This window comes from Mycolicibacterium septicum DSM 44393, assembly GCF_000455325.1.
In the GTDB taxonomy this organism is placed as follows: Bacteria; Actinomycetota; Actinomycetes; order Mycobacteriales; family Mycobacteriaceae; genus Mycobacterium; species Mycobacterium septicum.
Genome location: NZ_HG322951.1, coordinates 3262342 through 3276131, shown reverse-complemented (window position 1 = coordinate 3276131; position 13790 = coordinate 3262342). Strand labels below are relative to the sequence as shown.

The 13790-nt window shown below is 68.3% G+C and carries 12 protein-coding genes; 7 read left to right on the top strand and 5 right to left on the bottom strand.

Annotation, left to right across the window (positions count from 1 at the left end):
- Positions 1 to 179 precede the first annotated feature (179 nt).
- Entirely contained in the window at positions 180 to 1859 is a 1680-nt protein-coding gene (locus TX88_RS15520; protein ID WP_409365863.1) for an alpha/beta hydrolase, read from the bottom strand.
- 117 nt (positions 1860 to 1976) lie between these two features.
- Between TX88_RS15520 and TX88_RS15515 the strand changes: the two genes are divergently transcribed.
- From TX88_RS15515 to TX88_RS15500, 4 genes are all read left to right on the top strand, one after another.
- On the top strand, positions 1977 to 2543 hold the full coding sequence (locus TX88_RS15515; protein ID WP_044517973.1) for a TetR/AcrR family transcriptional regulator: 567 nt from the start codon (positions 1977 to 1979) through the stop codon (positions 2541 to 2543).
- 122 nt (positions 2544 to 2665) lie between these two features.
- On the top strand, positions 2666 to 3322 hold the full coding sequence (locus TX88_RS15510) for a biliverdin-producing heme oxygenase (protein WP_044517971.1): 657 nt from the start codon (positions 2666 to 2668) through the stop codon (positions 3320 to 3322).
- Between the two features lie 238 nt (positions 3323 to 3560).
- Positions 3561 to 5156 (top strand): PPE family protein, encoded by a 1596-nt coding sequence (locus tag TX88_RS15505; protein WP_044517970.1) that lies wholly within the window; start codon positions 3561 to 3563, stop codon positions 5154 to 5156.
- Between the two features lie 116 nt (positions 5157 to 5272).
- Positions 5273 to 6085, top strand: a complete 813-nt coding sequence (locus TX88_RS15500; protein ID WP_044517969.1) for a hypothetical protein — start codon at positions 5273 to 5275, stop codon at positions 6083 to 6085.
- On the opposite strand, the gene TX88_RS15495 is transcribed toward TX88_RS15500, so the two are convergent.
- Positions 6082 to 7140 (bottom strand): 3-deoxy-7-phosphoheptulonate synthase, encoded by a 1059-nt coding sequence (locus TX88_RS15495; RefSeq protein WP_044517967.1) that lies wholly within the window; start codon positions 7138 to 7140, stop codon positions 6082 to 6084. The two genes, TX88_RS15500 and TX88_RS15495, sit on opposite strands and share 4 nt — an antisense overlap.
- A gap of 269 nt (positions 7141 to 7409) precedes the next feature.
- On the opposite strand from TX88_RS15495, the gene TX88_RS15490 reads away from it, so the two are divergent.
- Positions 7410 to 8357, top strand: coding sequence for a LysR family transcriptional regulator (locus TX88_RS15490; RefSeq protein WP_044517965.1), 948 nt, complete (start codon positions 7410 to 7412; stop codon positions 8355 to 8357).
- A 15-nt stretch (positions 8358 to 8372) separates the two neighbouring features.
- On the opposite strand, the gene TX88_RS15485 is transcribed toward TX88_RS15490, so the two are convergent.
- Both TX88_RS15485 and TX88_RS15480 read right to left on the bottom strand, forming a co-directional pair.
- On the bottom strand, positions 8373 to 9497 hold the full coding sequence (locus TX88_RS15485) for a TDT family transporter (RefSeq protein WP_244438431.1): 1125 nt from the start codon (positions 9495 to 9497) through the stop codon (positions 8373 to 8375).
- Positions 9498 to 9573: 76 nt separating this feature from the next.
- Positions 9574 to 10734, bottom strand: a complete 1161-nt coding sequence (locus tag TX88_RS15480; RefSeq protein ID WP_044519439.1) for a CynX/NimT family MFS transporter — start codon at positions 10732 to 10734, stop codon at positions 9574 to 9576.
- Positions 10735 to 10874: 140 nt separating this feature from the next.
- On the opposite strand from TX88_RS15480, the gene TX88_RS15475 reads away from it, so the two are divergent.
- A complete protein-coding gene (locus TX88_RS15475; protein WP_044517963.1) occupies positions 10875 to 11537 on the top strand; it encodes a FadR/GntR family transcriptional regulator in 663 nt (220 codons plus the stop codon).
- 11 nt (positions 11538 to 11548) lie between these two features.
- On the opposite strand, the gene TX88_RS15470 is transcribed toward TX88_RS15475, so the two are convergent.
- Positions 11549 to 12892 (bottom strand): sensor histidine kinase, encoded by a 1344-nt coding sequence (locus tag TX88_RS15470; protein WP_044519438.1) that lies wholly within the window; start codon positions 12890 to 12892, stop codon positions 11549 to 11551.
- Between the two features lie 128 nt (positions 12893 to 13020).
- Here TX88_RS15470 and TX88_RS15465 point away from each other — a divergent pair, with 128 nt between their 5' ends.
- Positions 13021 to 13767: a Clp protease N-terminal domain-containing protein gene (locus tag TX88_RS15465; RefSeq protein ID WP_044517961.1), complete on the top strand. Its 747-nt coding sequence runs from the start codon at positions 13021 to 13023 to the stop codon at positions 13765 to 13767.
- Positions 13768 to 13790: the final 23 nt, after the last annotated feature.

The following is a 13790-nucleotide window of genomic DNA, read 5'->3' as shown; positions in this document are numbered from 1 at the left end:
AGGCGATCGCCGTACCGGTGCCCACTGCCGCGCCGACGCCCGCGGCCACCGCGCCGACGCGTATCCAGTGCACCCACGGACTGGTGCGGTGACGACGATGCCGAGCCATCTGGACCCCCCTGGTCATTTGTGTCAGCAGCAAATTATCAGCTGCGTCAACAACGTGCCGGGCGATCAGGTCAGTCAGACAGATCGCTGCTCGCGATGGCGTCCTGAACCCGCTGGGTCAGCGCGGGATCCCAACCGCGCGGCGCCAGGATGTCGACCCACAGGTCAGCGGCATCCGGGCCGAAGGCGTGGCCGTACCCGTAGGGCACGTCCGCGGAGAAGATCATGTCCAGCGTCACCTGCCAGAACGTCACGAACGGCAGCCATCGCATCCCCGGGTCCACGTCGGGACCCAGCGGTTCTCGCAACCAGTCCGGGCGGTGCAACAGCAGGTCGAACGACCACCACGTGATCGGGTCGCTCGCGTGCTGCCAGAACACCACGCGCGGAAACTCCCACGGGCCGGTCAGATTCACATCGGAGGTCCGGGAGGCGAAGCGGATGTGGCGCCCCTCGTCGACCACCGGCAGGCGTTCCAAGGAGCCGAGGTCCCGGTTGGCGGTGATCCTCCCCCACGGCTGCGCGAAGTTGGGTGTACCGACCAGCAGCGCACCGTCGGTGCGGGCGACGATGTCCGCACCGGAGGCGAACGCGGATTGTCCGCCGAATGAACCCAGACTCTCCCCGAACACCACGAGTTTCGGCCGTTTGGTTTCGGGCAGGGCAGCCCAAACCCGGTGTACCGCTTCGAACAACGCCTGTCCCGCCAAGGGCGGGGTCTCGCGATCGGCGATGAAAGACAGCGCGCTGGGCAGGAACGAATACTGCATCGACGCGATCGCGGTGTCCCCGCGGTTGACGTATTCGAGGGCGGACGCGACATTCGGGTTCACCCAACCGCGGCCCGTGGTGGTCACGACGGCCAGCACCTTCCGTTCGAAGGCGCTGGTGCGGCGCAGTTCGGCGATCACCTGCTCGGCGATGCCTTCGACACTGTCGGCGGAGGTGCGGCCGGCATAGACCCGGATCGGGGTGAGTGCCGGGGCTCCCGTCACCTTCGAGATCTGTTGGGCGCTCGGGCCGCCGGCCACAAACGTGCGACCTTCCCGCCCGAGGGTGTCCCACGCCTGCGCCGAGGCCGGCGAACCGGAACGCTCCGGCGCACCCGGTTGCGTCACGCCCTCGGCGGTGCTCTTGTCGGCCACCTTCGCCGAACGTTCGGCCATGCTCAGCAGTCCACGATGCAGCGCACCGTCCAGCCCCATCGCTACCAGGGCCACGACGATGACCACCGCGGCCAGCCGGGCCGCCGGGCCGGGTACGACCCGCCTACCGAGATCGGTCAAATGGTTGGTGGCCCAACGCAATCCACGCCCGATGGCGACGAGAGCCAAGGCGATGGCCACCGCGATCAACAACACCAGGATGTAGAAGGACCGCTCGGTGCGCGGCATCCCGATCAGGTCGCGCAGGATCTGCTGCCACCATGACCCGAGCACCAGGAACAACGGGACGACCACGACAGCGGCACCGGCCAGCGTCCACCACCCGATCCTGCGGGTGCGCGACGACCACTGCGGGCGGATCCCGCACCGCCGCACCACCCACGCCACGGCACACCCCAGGCCGTATCCGATCCCGACGCTGATACCCGTCGCGACCCCTTGCAGATACCAGGCGCGCGGCAGCAGCGACGGGCTCATGGACCAGGCGAAGAACAGCAGCGCGACCGACAAACCGACCGGATGCAGGGTGCGCGCCGCGGTGGCGAAGCGTGAAGGGATGGGTGAGCCCCGCAAGGCACGCAGCACGAAGTACCACCGTTCATTCAGTTGGGTATCGAGACTGTAGTGGACCGCGTGATCACCGGCCGATTGCTAAGGCTGTACTAACAGCTTCGGATTTCGCAGCGGGCGTTAGAGTCGAGCGTGCCCAGGATCAGCGCCTCATCGGTCGAAGAACACCGCGAGCTGGTCCAACAGCGCATCTTCGAGGCGTTCGCGACACTCATGGCCGAGCACAGCTTCGACGCGATCACGATGGCCAAGCTCGCGGCCGAGGCCGGGATCGGCCGGACCGCGATCTATCACCACTTCCCCGACAAGGAATCCGTGGTGATCGCCTTCGCGTCGCACGAGACGACCCGCTACCTCGACGGGTTGCGGGCCGCCCTGGCCGAGGTCGACGATCCGGTCGGACGCCTGGGGGTCTACATCCGGCATCAGCTGGAGGCCGGGCAGGAATTCCACATGGGCATGGGCATGCAGCTCTACGGCGCACTGTCGACCGAAACCATGCTGGCCATCCGGGACCATGTGGTGGCTGTCGAGGACGTGCTTCGCGAAATCCTGGTCCAGGGTGTGGCCACCGGGCAGTTCGTCGTGGACGGCGAGCCCGCCACGATGTCGTTGATCCACGCATGTCTCGCGCCGCGCCACCTTCCGGTGGAGGCGATCGAACGATTCGTCCTGCGCGCACTCGGTGTCGCGCTCTAGCCGCGACGCGGCCCCCGAACACCCGTAGCTCCCCGAACCCGTCGGCACCGTGCTAGGTTTTCGACAAGTTGTCAGGATGCTGACAACGTGTCAAAGTTGAGCCCTACCAAGTGGAGCCGAGAATGCCGCCAAGCGCTGTCGCAACCGAGTCCGTCCGTTCGCTGTCCGCGGCGATGCGTCAGGACTCGACCGACCAGCACGACGCCGCCGAGCAGTCGCCGTTTGTCACCGAACTGCTGAGCGGCCGGGTCAACGAGCAGGGCTACGTGGACTATCTGCTGCGGCTGCGGGCGATCTACGACGCGCTGGAGACCGCCGTCCGGGAGCACCGCGACAACCCCCTCGTCGGCGCCGTGTACGACCCCGCACTCGAGCGGCTCGAAGCCATCGATGCCGACCTCGCCCACTGGGCACCCGGCGCGGATCGCGTCGTCGACTCACCTGCGGTACGCGCCTACTGCGCCCGGTTCGCCGATGCCCCCTGGGGCGGGGCGCTGGTGGCGCATCACTACACCCGCTACCTCGGCGACCTTTCCGGCGGCCAGGCCATCGGTCGCATCTTGGGGCGCTCGTTCGATCTCGACGGCGAAGGGTTGGCGTTCTACGACTTCCCGATGCGGCCCAAGCCGTACAAGGACGCCTACCGCGACCGCCTCGACGGACTGGGCCTCGACGGGGATGAGATCGACCGCGTGGTCGACGAGGTGAAGCTGGCGTTCAGCCTCAACCAGCGGGTCTTCGACGAACTGGCCGAGAACCTGCCGGCCTACCGCCGCTAGTTCAGCTCGAACCCAAATTGACGATTCCGGCAAAACATAGGAAGTTCATACCCCAAATCGACTGAAGTTAGCTTATGCTAACCATACTTGTCTGATGGGGGAGCAAACGATCGAAAGGAGACGCCGGGCCGCCTGCATGCACTGCACCCCGGACAACGCCGATGACCATCTGCACCCCCATCCCCACAGCAGCAAATAGCGACGCCACTGCGTCCCCCACCCTGCCCGGCGGTCTGCGATGACCGCCCCGGTCTGGATGGCCGTCCCGCCCGAAGTGCACTCGGCTCTGCTCAGCAGTGGCCCCGGCGCCGGACCGCTGTTGGCAGCCGCCGGCGCATGGAGCGCCCTGAGCACCGAATACTCCTCGGCGGCAAGCGAATTGACTGCACTGATGGGCACGGTGCAGGCCGGCTCCTGGGAGGGTCCGAGCGCCGAGCGTTACACGGCGGCACATGTTCCCTACCTGGCGTGGCTGAGCGAGACGAGCGCGAGCACCGCCGGGGTGGCCACCCAGATCGAGACCGCGGCGGCGTCCTACACCGCCGCACTGGCGGCCATGCCGTCGCTGGCCGAGCTGGCGGCCAACCGGGCAACCCTCGGCGTGCTGGTGGCCACCAACTTCTTCGGCATCAACACCATCCCCATCGCGGTCAACGAGGCCGACTACGTCCGCATGTGGATTCAGGCCGCGACCACGATGACCGTGTATCAGGCGGCTTCCGAGGTGGCGATGACGGCCGCGCCGCCGTCCACCGCAGCGCCGATCCTGCTGGCCCCGGGTGCCGGGGAAGCGGGCGCCGCGTCGGCCACCATGGCGCAGTCGGCGGCCGTGGCCAGGGCCGGCGAATCGGGCTCGTCCCTGAGCTTGAGCGACTTGATCAGCTCGTACGAGGAGTTCGTCGAGTGGATCGAGGCCAACGATCCGATCGGCAATTGGATCAAGGGGCAGTCCGACCACTTCTACGGGATGTACGACCAGCTCCGGGAATTCATTCTCGAGCCCTGGAAGATTCCGCAGATCCTCGGTGAGATCATCGCCGACCCGTCGTTGCTGTTCAGCACCTATATCAATGTGTTCTTCCTCGGCGCCTACGCGGCGACCTTCGCGGTGCTGGGCACCCCGCTGTACGCCGCGGCGGTCGCTGCGGCCTCCCCGGCCATGCTCGGACTGCTCGGGATCGTCGGGATGGCAAATGCCTACGACATTCCGATCGAGGCGCCGGCCGAGGAGATCGCCCCGCGCGCCGAGCAGCCCGCGGCGGCCGCGCTGCCCGGCTCCCCGGCACCGGCATCGGTGACTGCGGGCGCCGCACCTACGACGGCACCCACCTCCGCGCCCGCCGCCCCCGCACCGTCAACTCCCGCTCCGATGCCGGCCGGGGCCGAGAACGCCCTCTACGCGGTGCCGGGCGGAGGTTCAGGATTCGGTTTCGGCTCGACATCTAAGTACAGCGCCACAGCCAAGGCTTCGGACTCCGTCGGGGCTTCCGCAGCGGCCGCTGCGACGGCGGCAGCGATCAACAAGCGACGGGCCCAGGCCCGCAAGCGTCGCGGCGGGACGGCCAAGGACCGCGGTTACCGCTACGAGTTCCTGACGGCCGACGGCGATGCCGCCGCGCCCACGCCCGAGCAACCCGCGAGTACCAGCGCATCCGGCAGCGGCGCTGGAGATCTCGGATTCACCGGCACTTCGGTGAAATCGACCATTGCAGAGCCAGCCGGGCTGACCATGCTGGATGACGACACGTTCGGCAGCGGCACCAGCACCCCGATGATGCCGGGCAGCTGGCAGCCCGGGGCAGACGATCGGTCCGAGAACGAGGCCGGCGCCTGACCGATCTGTGTTGAGGCCGTGAACAATTGGTGAGAACTCGAGCTGTCGGCCGTCCGTGACGCCGGTGCCCGGCAACTCGCGGCAATACTGGTGGCTCCGAGCTGAGGGGGCACCGCATGACCGGCGACACCGCGCAGCCGCCCGGCACCTGGGAAAGTACGCTCCCCCACTTCTCGACCGTGGAGAAGCACGGCGGCATCACCGTGCCGATCTGCCGGCCGTCGAAAACGCTGCGGTACTTCGCCGGACTCAGCTTCGTGCTGTGGGTGGTGGTCGGGGTCGGGGCGGGTTTCTGGTTTCGCAGCATGCAGACCCACCACCCGTCGCCCTGGTTGGGTGTCGCAACGATCATAGGTTCGTTCCTGCCCGCCATCCTCGCGACCATCGTCGCCGACGAGGCCCGCGACACGTTCGGGCAACGCAGGACCGGCAATTGGATCGCAGTGATACCCGCATTGTCCGGCGTCGCGGTCGGGTTGCTCGGTGCCGCCGTCTGGTTCAGAGATTTCAGCAGCGGAGCCATCGCGCTGGCCAGCGTGGTGTGCTCGGCCGGCGCGGTGACCGCCACAGTCACGGCATGGCGGGGTGTGCGCTACATCCGGCGGCGCCAAGACCGGCTGGCGGCCTTGCGCGGCCACGGCTTTCGTTCGGCGGGCGAGCTGTGCACCCTGACATTCCTGAAACGCTGGACCGCGGACGACCCGCAGTTCACCGTCACGGTCGCATTCGAGGGTCCGACCGGACACCGGGTGGTGACTGCGAACATGGTCGCCGATCACACCCGGGTTCCGCTGGCGGGGTCACCCGTCGTCGTCTTCACCGCGCCTCACGACACGGGCGACGACGTCCTGATCGAACTCGACCCCGCCAATCCGCCCCGGTTCGACCGTGATCCCGGCGGCCGGTACCGCAAGCCGAGCGGCAATTAGCCGTTGCGGTTTGCGAGCTCCCGCAGCACCAGATCGGTTGCGTCCCAATCCATGCACTTGTCGGTGACGGACTGTCCGTAGGTGAGCGGCCGCGCCTCGGGCGCCTGCGCACCGGCGACCAGGAAGCTCTCCAGCATCACACCGCTGATCGGCAGCCCGTCCCGAACCAACTGGGCCACCTCCGCGGCCACCGACGCCTGGCGGACATGGTCCTTGCCGGAATTGGCATGGCTGCAATCGATCACGACACGAGCAGGCAGTCCGGCACCGGTGAGCTTGGCTGCCGCGTCGGCCACCGCGTCGGCTCCGTAGTTCGGTCCGTCGGTCCCGCCGCGCAGGATCACGTGGCAGTCCTCGTTGCCTGCGGTGCTCACCACCGCGCCGCGGCCCATATCGTCCATACCGAAGAAGACATGCTCGGCGGCAGCGGCTTTCACGCCGTCGACCGCGACCTGGATGTTGCCGTCGGTGCCGTTCTTGAACCCGACCGGCATCGACAGCCCCGACGCCAGCTGGCGGTGCACCTGCGACTCGGTGGTCCTGGCACCGATCGCGCCCCATGCCACGGCATCGGCGATGTACTGCGGGCTGGTCGGTTCCAGGAACTCACACCCGGCGGGCAGGCCGATGTCGATGATGTCGAGCAGCAGTTGACGGGCGATGCGCAAGCCGCGGGCGACGTCGAAGGTGCCGTCCATGCCCGGGTCGTTGATCAGACCCTTCCAGCCGGTGGTGGTGCGCGGCTTCTCGAAGTACACCCGCATCACGATCTTGAGCTGGTCCTTGAGCTCGTCGGCCACCTTGACCAACCGGCTGGCGTATTCCAGCGCGGCCGCGGGATCGTGCACCGAACACGGACCGACGACCACCAGCAGCCGGTCGTCGCGACCGGCCAGGATGTCGGCGATCTCGTCGCGGTCGCGGGCCACCCGCTCGGCGCGGCGCTCCCCCAGCGGGAACTCGGTCAGCACGTCGTGCGGGCTGGGAATCGCGCTGAAACTACGGACCCGTCGGTCCGATGTGGTGGGGGCGTTGGCGATCTGCGCCAAATTCATTTTCAGGTGCCTTCCTGGTGGTGGGCACCTGGCAAAGGATCCGGCGCCCTGTAACGACGAAAGGCAGCGACCGATGGTCACTGCCTGGGCTCCGGGTGGATGCGTGCTTAGTGCTGCGCTTTATCGGCTCCGCCCGGAGCCTCGATAAAGCGCCAATAGCTGGCACACACACCGATAGTCACGTCGGCCAGGCTACACCACGGGCCGAGCAGGGCCACAACCGGTGCGTTCACAACCGTGATTTGTGACCACGACCTACGATCCTGAGCATGCCGCTCAGCGCCCGGATGCCCGAGCTGGCAGCGTTCGAAGTGCTGCTGGCGATCGCGCGCACCGGCAGCCTCGGAGCCGCCGGGCGTGAACTGGGTCTCACCCAGCAGGCGGTCTCCGCCCGCCTGGCCTCCATCGAAAGCCAGACCGGGGCGAGGTTGGTGCAGCGCAGCCCCCGTGGATCGCGGCTGACCGCGGCCGGCGCGGTGGTCGCCGAGTGGGCCGACCAGTTGCTCGACGTCGCCGGGCGCGTGGACGCCGGGTTGGCCGCGATGCGCAGCGAAAGCCACAGCCGGATCACCGTCGCGGCCAGCCTGACCATCGCCGAGCAACTCATGCCGCGCTGGTTGGTGTCGCTACAGGCCGACGCCGCGCGCCGCAACGCCACGGCACCACAGGTCATCCTCACCGCAGCCAACAGCGACCAGGTGATCGCCGCGGTGCACGACGGTTCGGCCGACCTCGGCTTCATCGAGTCCCCTGGTACGCCTGCGGGTTTGCGCAGCCGGGTGATCGCCCATGACGAGCTGGTCGCCGTGGTGCCCCCGGATCACAAGTGGGCCCGCCGATCGGCCCCGGTCAGCCCCGCCGAACTCAACGACACGGCGCTGGTGTCACGGGAAACCGGTTCGGGCACAAGGGAAGCGCTCAGCTCCGCGCTGCGCTCCGCATTGGGCCCGACGAGCCGGCAGGCCGATCCCGCGATCGAATTGTCCTCGGCGGCGGCGATGCGCGCCGCGGTGCTGGCCGGCGCCGGACCGGCCGTGATGAGCCGGTTGGCCGTCGATGACGACCTCACGCTCGGCCGGCTGCGCGAGGTGCCCATCGCCGGGCTGGATCTGCGTCGCGAGTTGCGCGCCATCTGGTCGGGAGGCCGCACCCCGCCGGCCGGGGCGGTGCGCGATCTGCTCAGTCACATCGCTTCACATCAACACCGCCGAGAGTGACGCACGGGCCAGACGTCAGCCGCGCAGTAGCCGGCCGGACCGCACCCCGCGCACCGTGTTGGTGGCGACCGTGGCCCAGGCGCCGAGCAACAGCACGTACAACACAACCGCAAGCCCGGAAATGACCGCCGCACCGGTGGCGGCACCCAGCGCGGTCGCACCCGTCACGCAGGTGCCCACCGGGAAGGTGAAGCTCCACCAGGTCAGGCTGAAGGACAGCCCGCGCCGCGCGGCGTGCACCGTGAGCGCGGTGGCCAGGCAGAACACGAACGCTCCGAATCCACCCATCACCAGGCCGTACACGATGCCGAAGGCATGCAGCGCCGAGACCGTGGCCGCGTCGGTGAGCACCGATCCGGCGTGGGCGGCCAGCAGGTTGGCCGCGGTGATCGACTGGCCCACGACACCGAGCACGATCCACACCGTGGGAATCGCCTGCACCTGGCTGAAGCCGCCGTGCATCAGCCGCGAATACACCATGGTCGTGGTGATCAGACCGGCCAGCAGGCTCAAACCGAACATGGCGTAGCAGGCCACCAGCAGGGTCATCCCGGCCTGTCCCGGGCCGAGGTGCGACAGCAGCAGGGCGCCGGTGGAGGCCGACACCATGGGCGAAACCACCGGCATCATCCAGGCCGGGACCGCCTCCACGTCGGTGTGGTCCTCCCGGGTGATCATCGTGAACGGAAGCCACAGAGCGACAACCAATCCCAATACCGTGCCGGCGGTCCACAGCACCACGTCCAGGGCCAGCGCCGCGGACGGCCCGATGATCGAAGGGCCCAGCAGCAGCGCCCCTGCCCCGACGGTGAGCAGCGCCATGGCCGGTGCACCGTAGAACTGGCCGACCACGTGATGCGCTGCATAGGCTTTCGCCTGCTCACGGTGCCGGATCCAGTGCGTGGCGAAGGCCGCGGTCAGCACCACCAGCACGGTGCCGGCAAGAACCCATACCGCAGTGGCGAATTCGTGCAGTCCAGGCACATGCAGCGGCAGGGTGGCCGCGGCTGTCGCGACGATTCCGGTGCCCATCACCGAGGCGAACCAGTTCGGCGTGATGTGCCGGAATGCCGAACCCGCACTGTCCAATTCGGTCAGCAGGGCGGTATGGAACGGCCTCGGCGCGGTATAGGTGGTCACCTCACCAATGCTGGTGGCTGCGACCGATCACCGGTAGGCACCACGATGTTGTGGCGTCACAAACCGGGCTTGTGGCTCAGACGTAGCGGTTACGGCCGGCGAGTGCACCCGCCACCATCTGCACCAGGTAGACCGCCAGCACCATGACGAACGGAGCGGTCCAGCCCGCGGTCATGTCGTGGAGCAACCCGAACGTGAACGGCCCCACGCCGGCCAGCAGGTAGCCGAAGCCCTGCGCCATCCCGGAGAGCCGCGCGGTGTCCTCGGCATTGCGCGCCCGCAGCGCGATCACGGTGAGCGCCAGCGAGAACACGCTCATCCCGATGCCCACGAAGAAGCTCCACAGCAGGGGCGCCGCGCCGGGATCGACGAGCAGGCCGATCATGCCGATCATGCCGATCACGCCGAGCCCCACGATCCAGCCACTCTGGTTCTTCTGCTTGGCCGCCAGTGGCGGAACGATCAGGCTGATCGGCACCGCGAGGATCGACACCAGGCCGAGCAGGAGCCCGGCATCTGACTTGCTGACCCCGTTGTCGATGAACACCTCGGGCAGCCAGCCCATCATGATGTAGGCCAGGAACGACTGGCAGCCGAAGAACAACGTGATGGTCCAGGCCAGTGGGCTGCGCAGCAGGGACCGCGTGGAACCGCCCGGGGCGGCTTTCTCGGTGCGGGCCTGGCTGATGCCGCGCGCGCCGACCAGCCAGAACAGCAGCGCGACGATGGCCACCAAGGCCCAGGAACCCAGCGCCCCGCGCCAGCCGCCGAGCAGGGGCTCCAGGGCCGGGGTGACCGCAGACCCGAGCGCCCCGCCGCCCTGCAGGGCCGCGGTGTAGATACCGGTCATCAGGCCGATCTGAGCCGGGAACGACCCCTTGATCACGACCGGGATGAGCACGTTGACCAGCGCGATGCCGCCCGTGGCGACGAGCGTTCCGCCGATCACCACGTAGGGGCCGTCCAGCACCCGGATCAAGAGGCCGATGCTGAGGATCACCAGGGCGACCGAGATCGCCCGGCCCAGCCCGATCCGGCGGGCCAGCCACGGTGCGGTCAGGCCCGCGGCGGCGAAGCACAGTCCCGGCAGGGTGGTGAGCACGCCGGCCCAGACGGCCGAGGCACCGAGCGATTCCCGCATCTCCCCGAGAACCGGTCCGATGCTGGTGATCGCCGGCCGCAGGTTCAGCGCGGTCAGGATCACCGCCACGACCAGCAGGACTCCCCCGGCCGCCATCTGTCCGGGGCGGACCTCTACGGCACCGTCCAGCTCGAGCTCCAGATCGTGCTCGTAACCGTTCAGGGATTCGTTGCGCAGGGTCCTACTCACCCGGTTATGATGCCATACATCCCATGATTGGATGAAAGGACTTTCCAGTGCCGCTCGCCACAACGCGACGCACGGGCCTGGTCGACCAGGTCATCGAGCAACTGCGCACCCTGGTCACTTCCGGCGAATGGCCGGTCGACGGCCGGATCCCCACCGAGCCCGAACTGGTCGAGGCGCTCGGCGTCGGGCGCAACACCGTGCGCGAGGCCGTCCGGGCACTGGCACACAACGGCATCTTCGAGGTACGCCAGGGCGACGGCACCTACGTGCGCGCCACCAGCGAGGTATCGGCAGCACTGCGCCGGCTGTGCGGATCCGAACTGCGCGACGTGCTGCAGGTCCGCCGCTGCCTCGAGGTGGAGGGCGCCCGCCTGGCCGCCACCGCGCGGACCGAGGAAGACCTCGCCGAACTCCGCGCCCAATTGGCGCACACCGACACCACCGACCACGCGCGGTTCACACACTCCGACACCGAGTTCCACCTGGCTGTCGTGCGCGCGTCGCACAACCCGGTGCTCATCGAGATCTACCGGGGGCTGCTGGAGGCGATCACCGCCAGCGTCGCGACCACGAGCGCCACCCCCGGCGGCATGTTTCCGCACGACGGGTTGGTGGAGGCCATCGCCGACGGCGACGTTGAGCGCGCCGGGCGCGAGGCCGCGGGCTTCCTCGACGAGATCCTGGCCAGGTCAACGGTTCAGGACTGCTGAGCAGACTCGACTCAGAACGGGGCGTCGTCCATGCGCGCCCGGGTCAGCGGCAGCCGTAGCAGCAACCGCGCACCGCCCAGCGGGCTCTCCAGCAAAGCCGCTGTGCCACCGTGCAATTCGGCCTGCTGAGCGACCAGGGCCAGGCCCAGGCCGGATCCCGAACGCGACGCGGTGGAGCCGCGGGCGAACCGCTCGAACACCTCGGCCCGTTCCACCTCCGGCACCCCGGACCCGTTGTCGTCGACCACGATCTGCACGTCGTCGGCCGAACTGACTGCGCTGAGCCGGATCTCGGTGGCGCCACCGTGTTTGACGGCGTTGGCGATGGCGTTGTCGATCACCAGGCGCAGACCCGCCGGCATACCCAGCATCAACACCGTCGGCGAGGGCATCAGGGTGGCCCTCAGGCCCGGGTACGTGCGCAGCGCGTCGTGTGCGGCGCGATCGAGCAGCTCGGTGACATCCATCGGCACGAAATCCTCGACCGTGGTCAACTCCCCCTGAGCCAACCGCTCCAGGGCGGTCAGGGTGCCCTCGATGCGGCTCTGCGTGCGCAGCACGTCCCCGATCACCTCCTGGCGCTGGTCGGCGGTCATGTCCAGGGTGGACAGCACTTCCAGGTTGGTACGCATCGCCGTCAGCGGGGTGCGCAGTTCATGGGAGGCCACCGCGGCGAAATCGCGGGCCGACTCCAGCGCGGCCTTGGTGCGCTCCTGCTCGTTACCGATGCGCGCGAGCATGCCCTCGACCGCCTCGGCGATCTGCACGGCCTCGCGCACGCCGCGCACCTGCACCTCGTCCGGCTTGGACTGGGCATTGATCGCGCGGGCCTGCTGGGCCAGCAGGCGGAACGGGGTGATCATCACCAGCGAGATCACCCAGCCCACCACGACGGTGCTGCCGATGACGCCGCCACAGATCAACAGGACCCGCAGGTGCAACTCGTCGATCCGGCGCTGCGTCTCCGCCAAAGGTGCCCCGAGCGCGATGCTGGCCGGACCCGCGGTGAACGTCCGCACGCGGTACTCGACGCCGTCGATCGTGGTGTTGGCGTAGCCGTTCTCCAAGCGCGGCAGGACGATGTCACTGGGCACCGAGACACTGACGCCCCCGATGTGGGCGGTGCGGACCAGCCCACCGTCGTCGGGCATGGGCTTGTCGGCCGAACCCTGCTTCGTGGCGGTGAGCAGCGTGCTCACGTCACCGAGGCTGCTCAACGAATCCAGCCGCCGGTCCAGCTGGCTGTACTGGTCGTTGGTGACGCCGATCCATACCCAGGTCCCGAGCGTGATGACCGTGACGACCACCGACAGCGCACCGACGATGACGATGGTGCGCAGCGACAGCACCCGCATCACCGGCCGCAGCACGGGCCGCAACAGATTCAGCACGCGCTCTTCGAGATTCACCGGCGCTATCTTGCCCGATCGATCACCGTCAACTTGTGGTTGACGATATCCGATCGTCAACCTAGAGTTGACGCATGAGCCAACCCGTCACCATCACCAACCCCGTCCGTCTCGACGACCTCATCGGCGCGATCAAGAAGGCTCACACCGAACCTCTTGAACAGTTGATCGACGCCGTGATCGCCGCGGACGCCCTCGGCGAGATCGCCGACCACCTCATCGGACATTTCGTGGACCAGGCCCGGCGCTCGGGCGCTTCCTGGACCGATATCGGCACGGCCATGGGAGTCACCAAACAGGCCGCCCAGAAGCGCTTTGTGCCAAAGGTTCCCGATTTCGACCCGGCCGCGCTCGACCCCAACGCCGGATTCGGCCGGTTCACCCCGCGGGCCCGCAACGTCGTCGTCGTCTCCCAGAACACCGCGCACGCGGCCGGCAACGCCGAGATCACCCCTGAACACCTGTTGCTGGCACTGTTCGCCGAACCCGACGGAATCGCAGCCAAACTCCTTGCGAGTCAAGGCATCACCGCCGAGACGGCCCGTGCCGCCATCACCCTGCCGCCGCCCAGCGGGGAGGTCCCGGCACTGATCCCGTTCAACGCGGGCGCCAAGAAGGCGCTGGAACTGACCTTCCGCCAAGCACTTCGGCTCGGCCACAACTACATCGGCACCGAGCACATCCTGCTCGCCCTGGCCGAGGCCGAAGGCGAGGACGGACCGTTGCATCGGCTCGGCGCCGACCCGCAGCGCTTCGAGACCGAACTGGCCGCCGCCCTGGCACCGTTCGCCGCCAAAGGCGAGGGCACCGGAGAGGAATGAACCGGGAATGAAAGCGTCGGCGC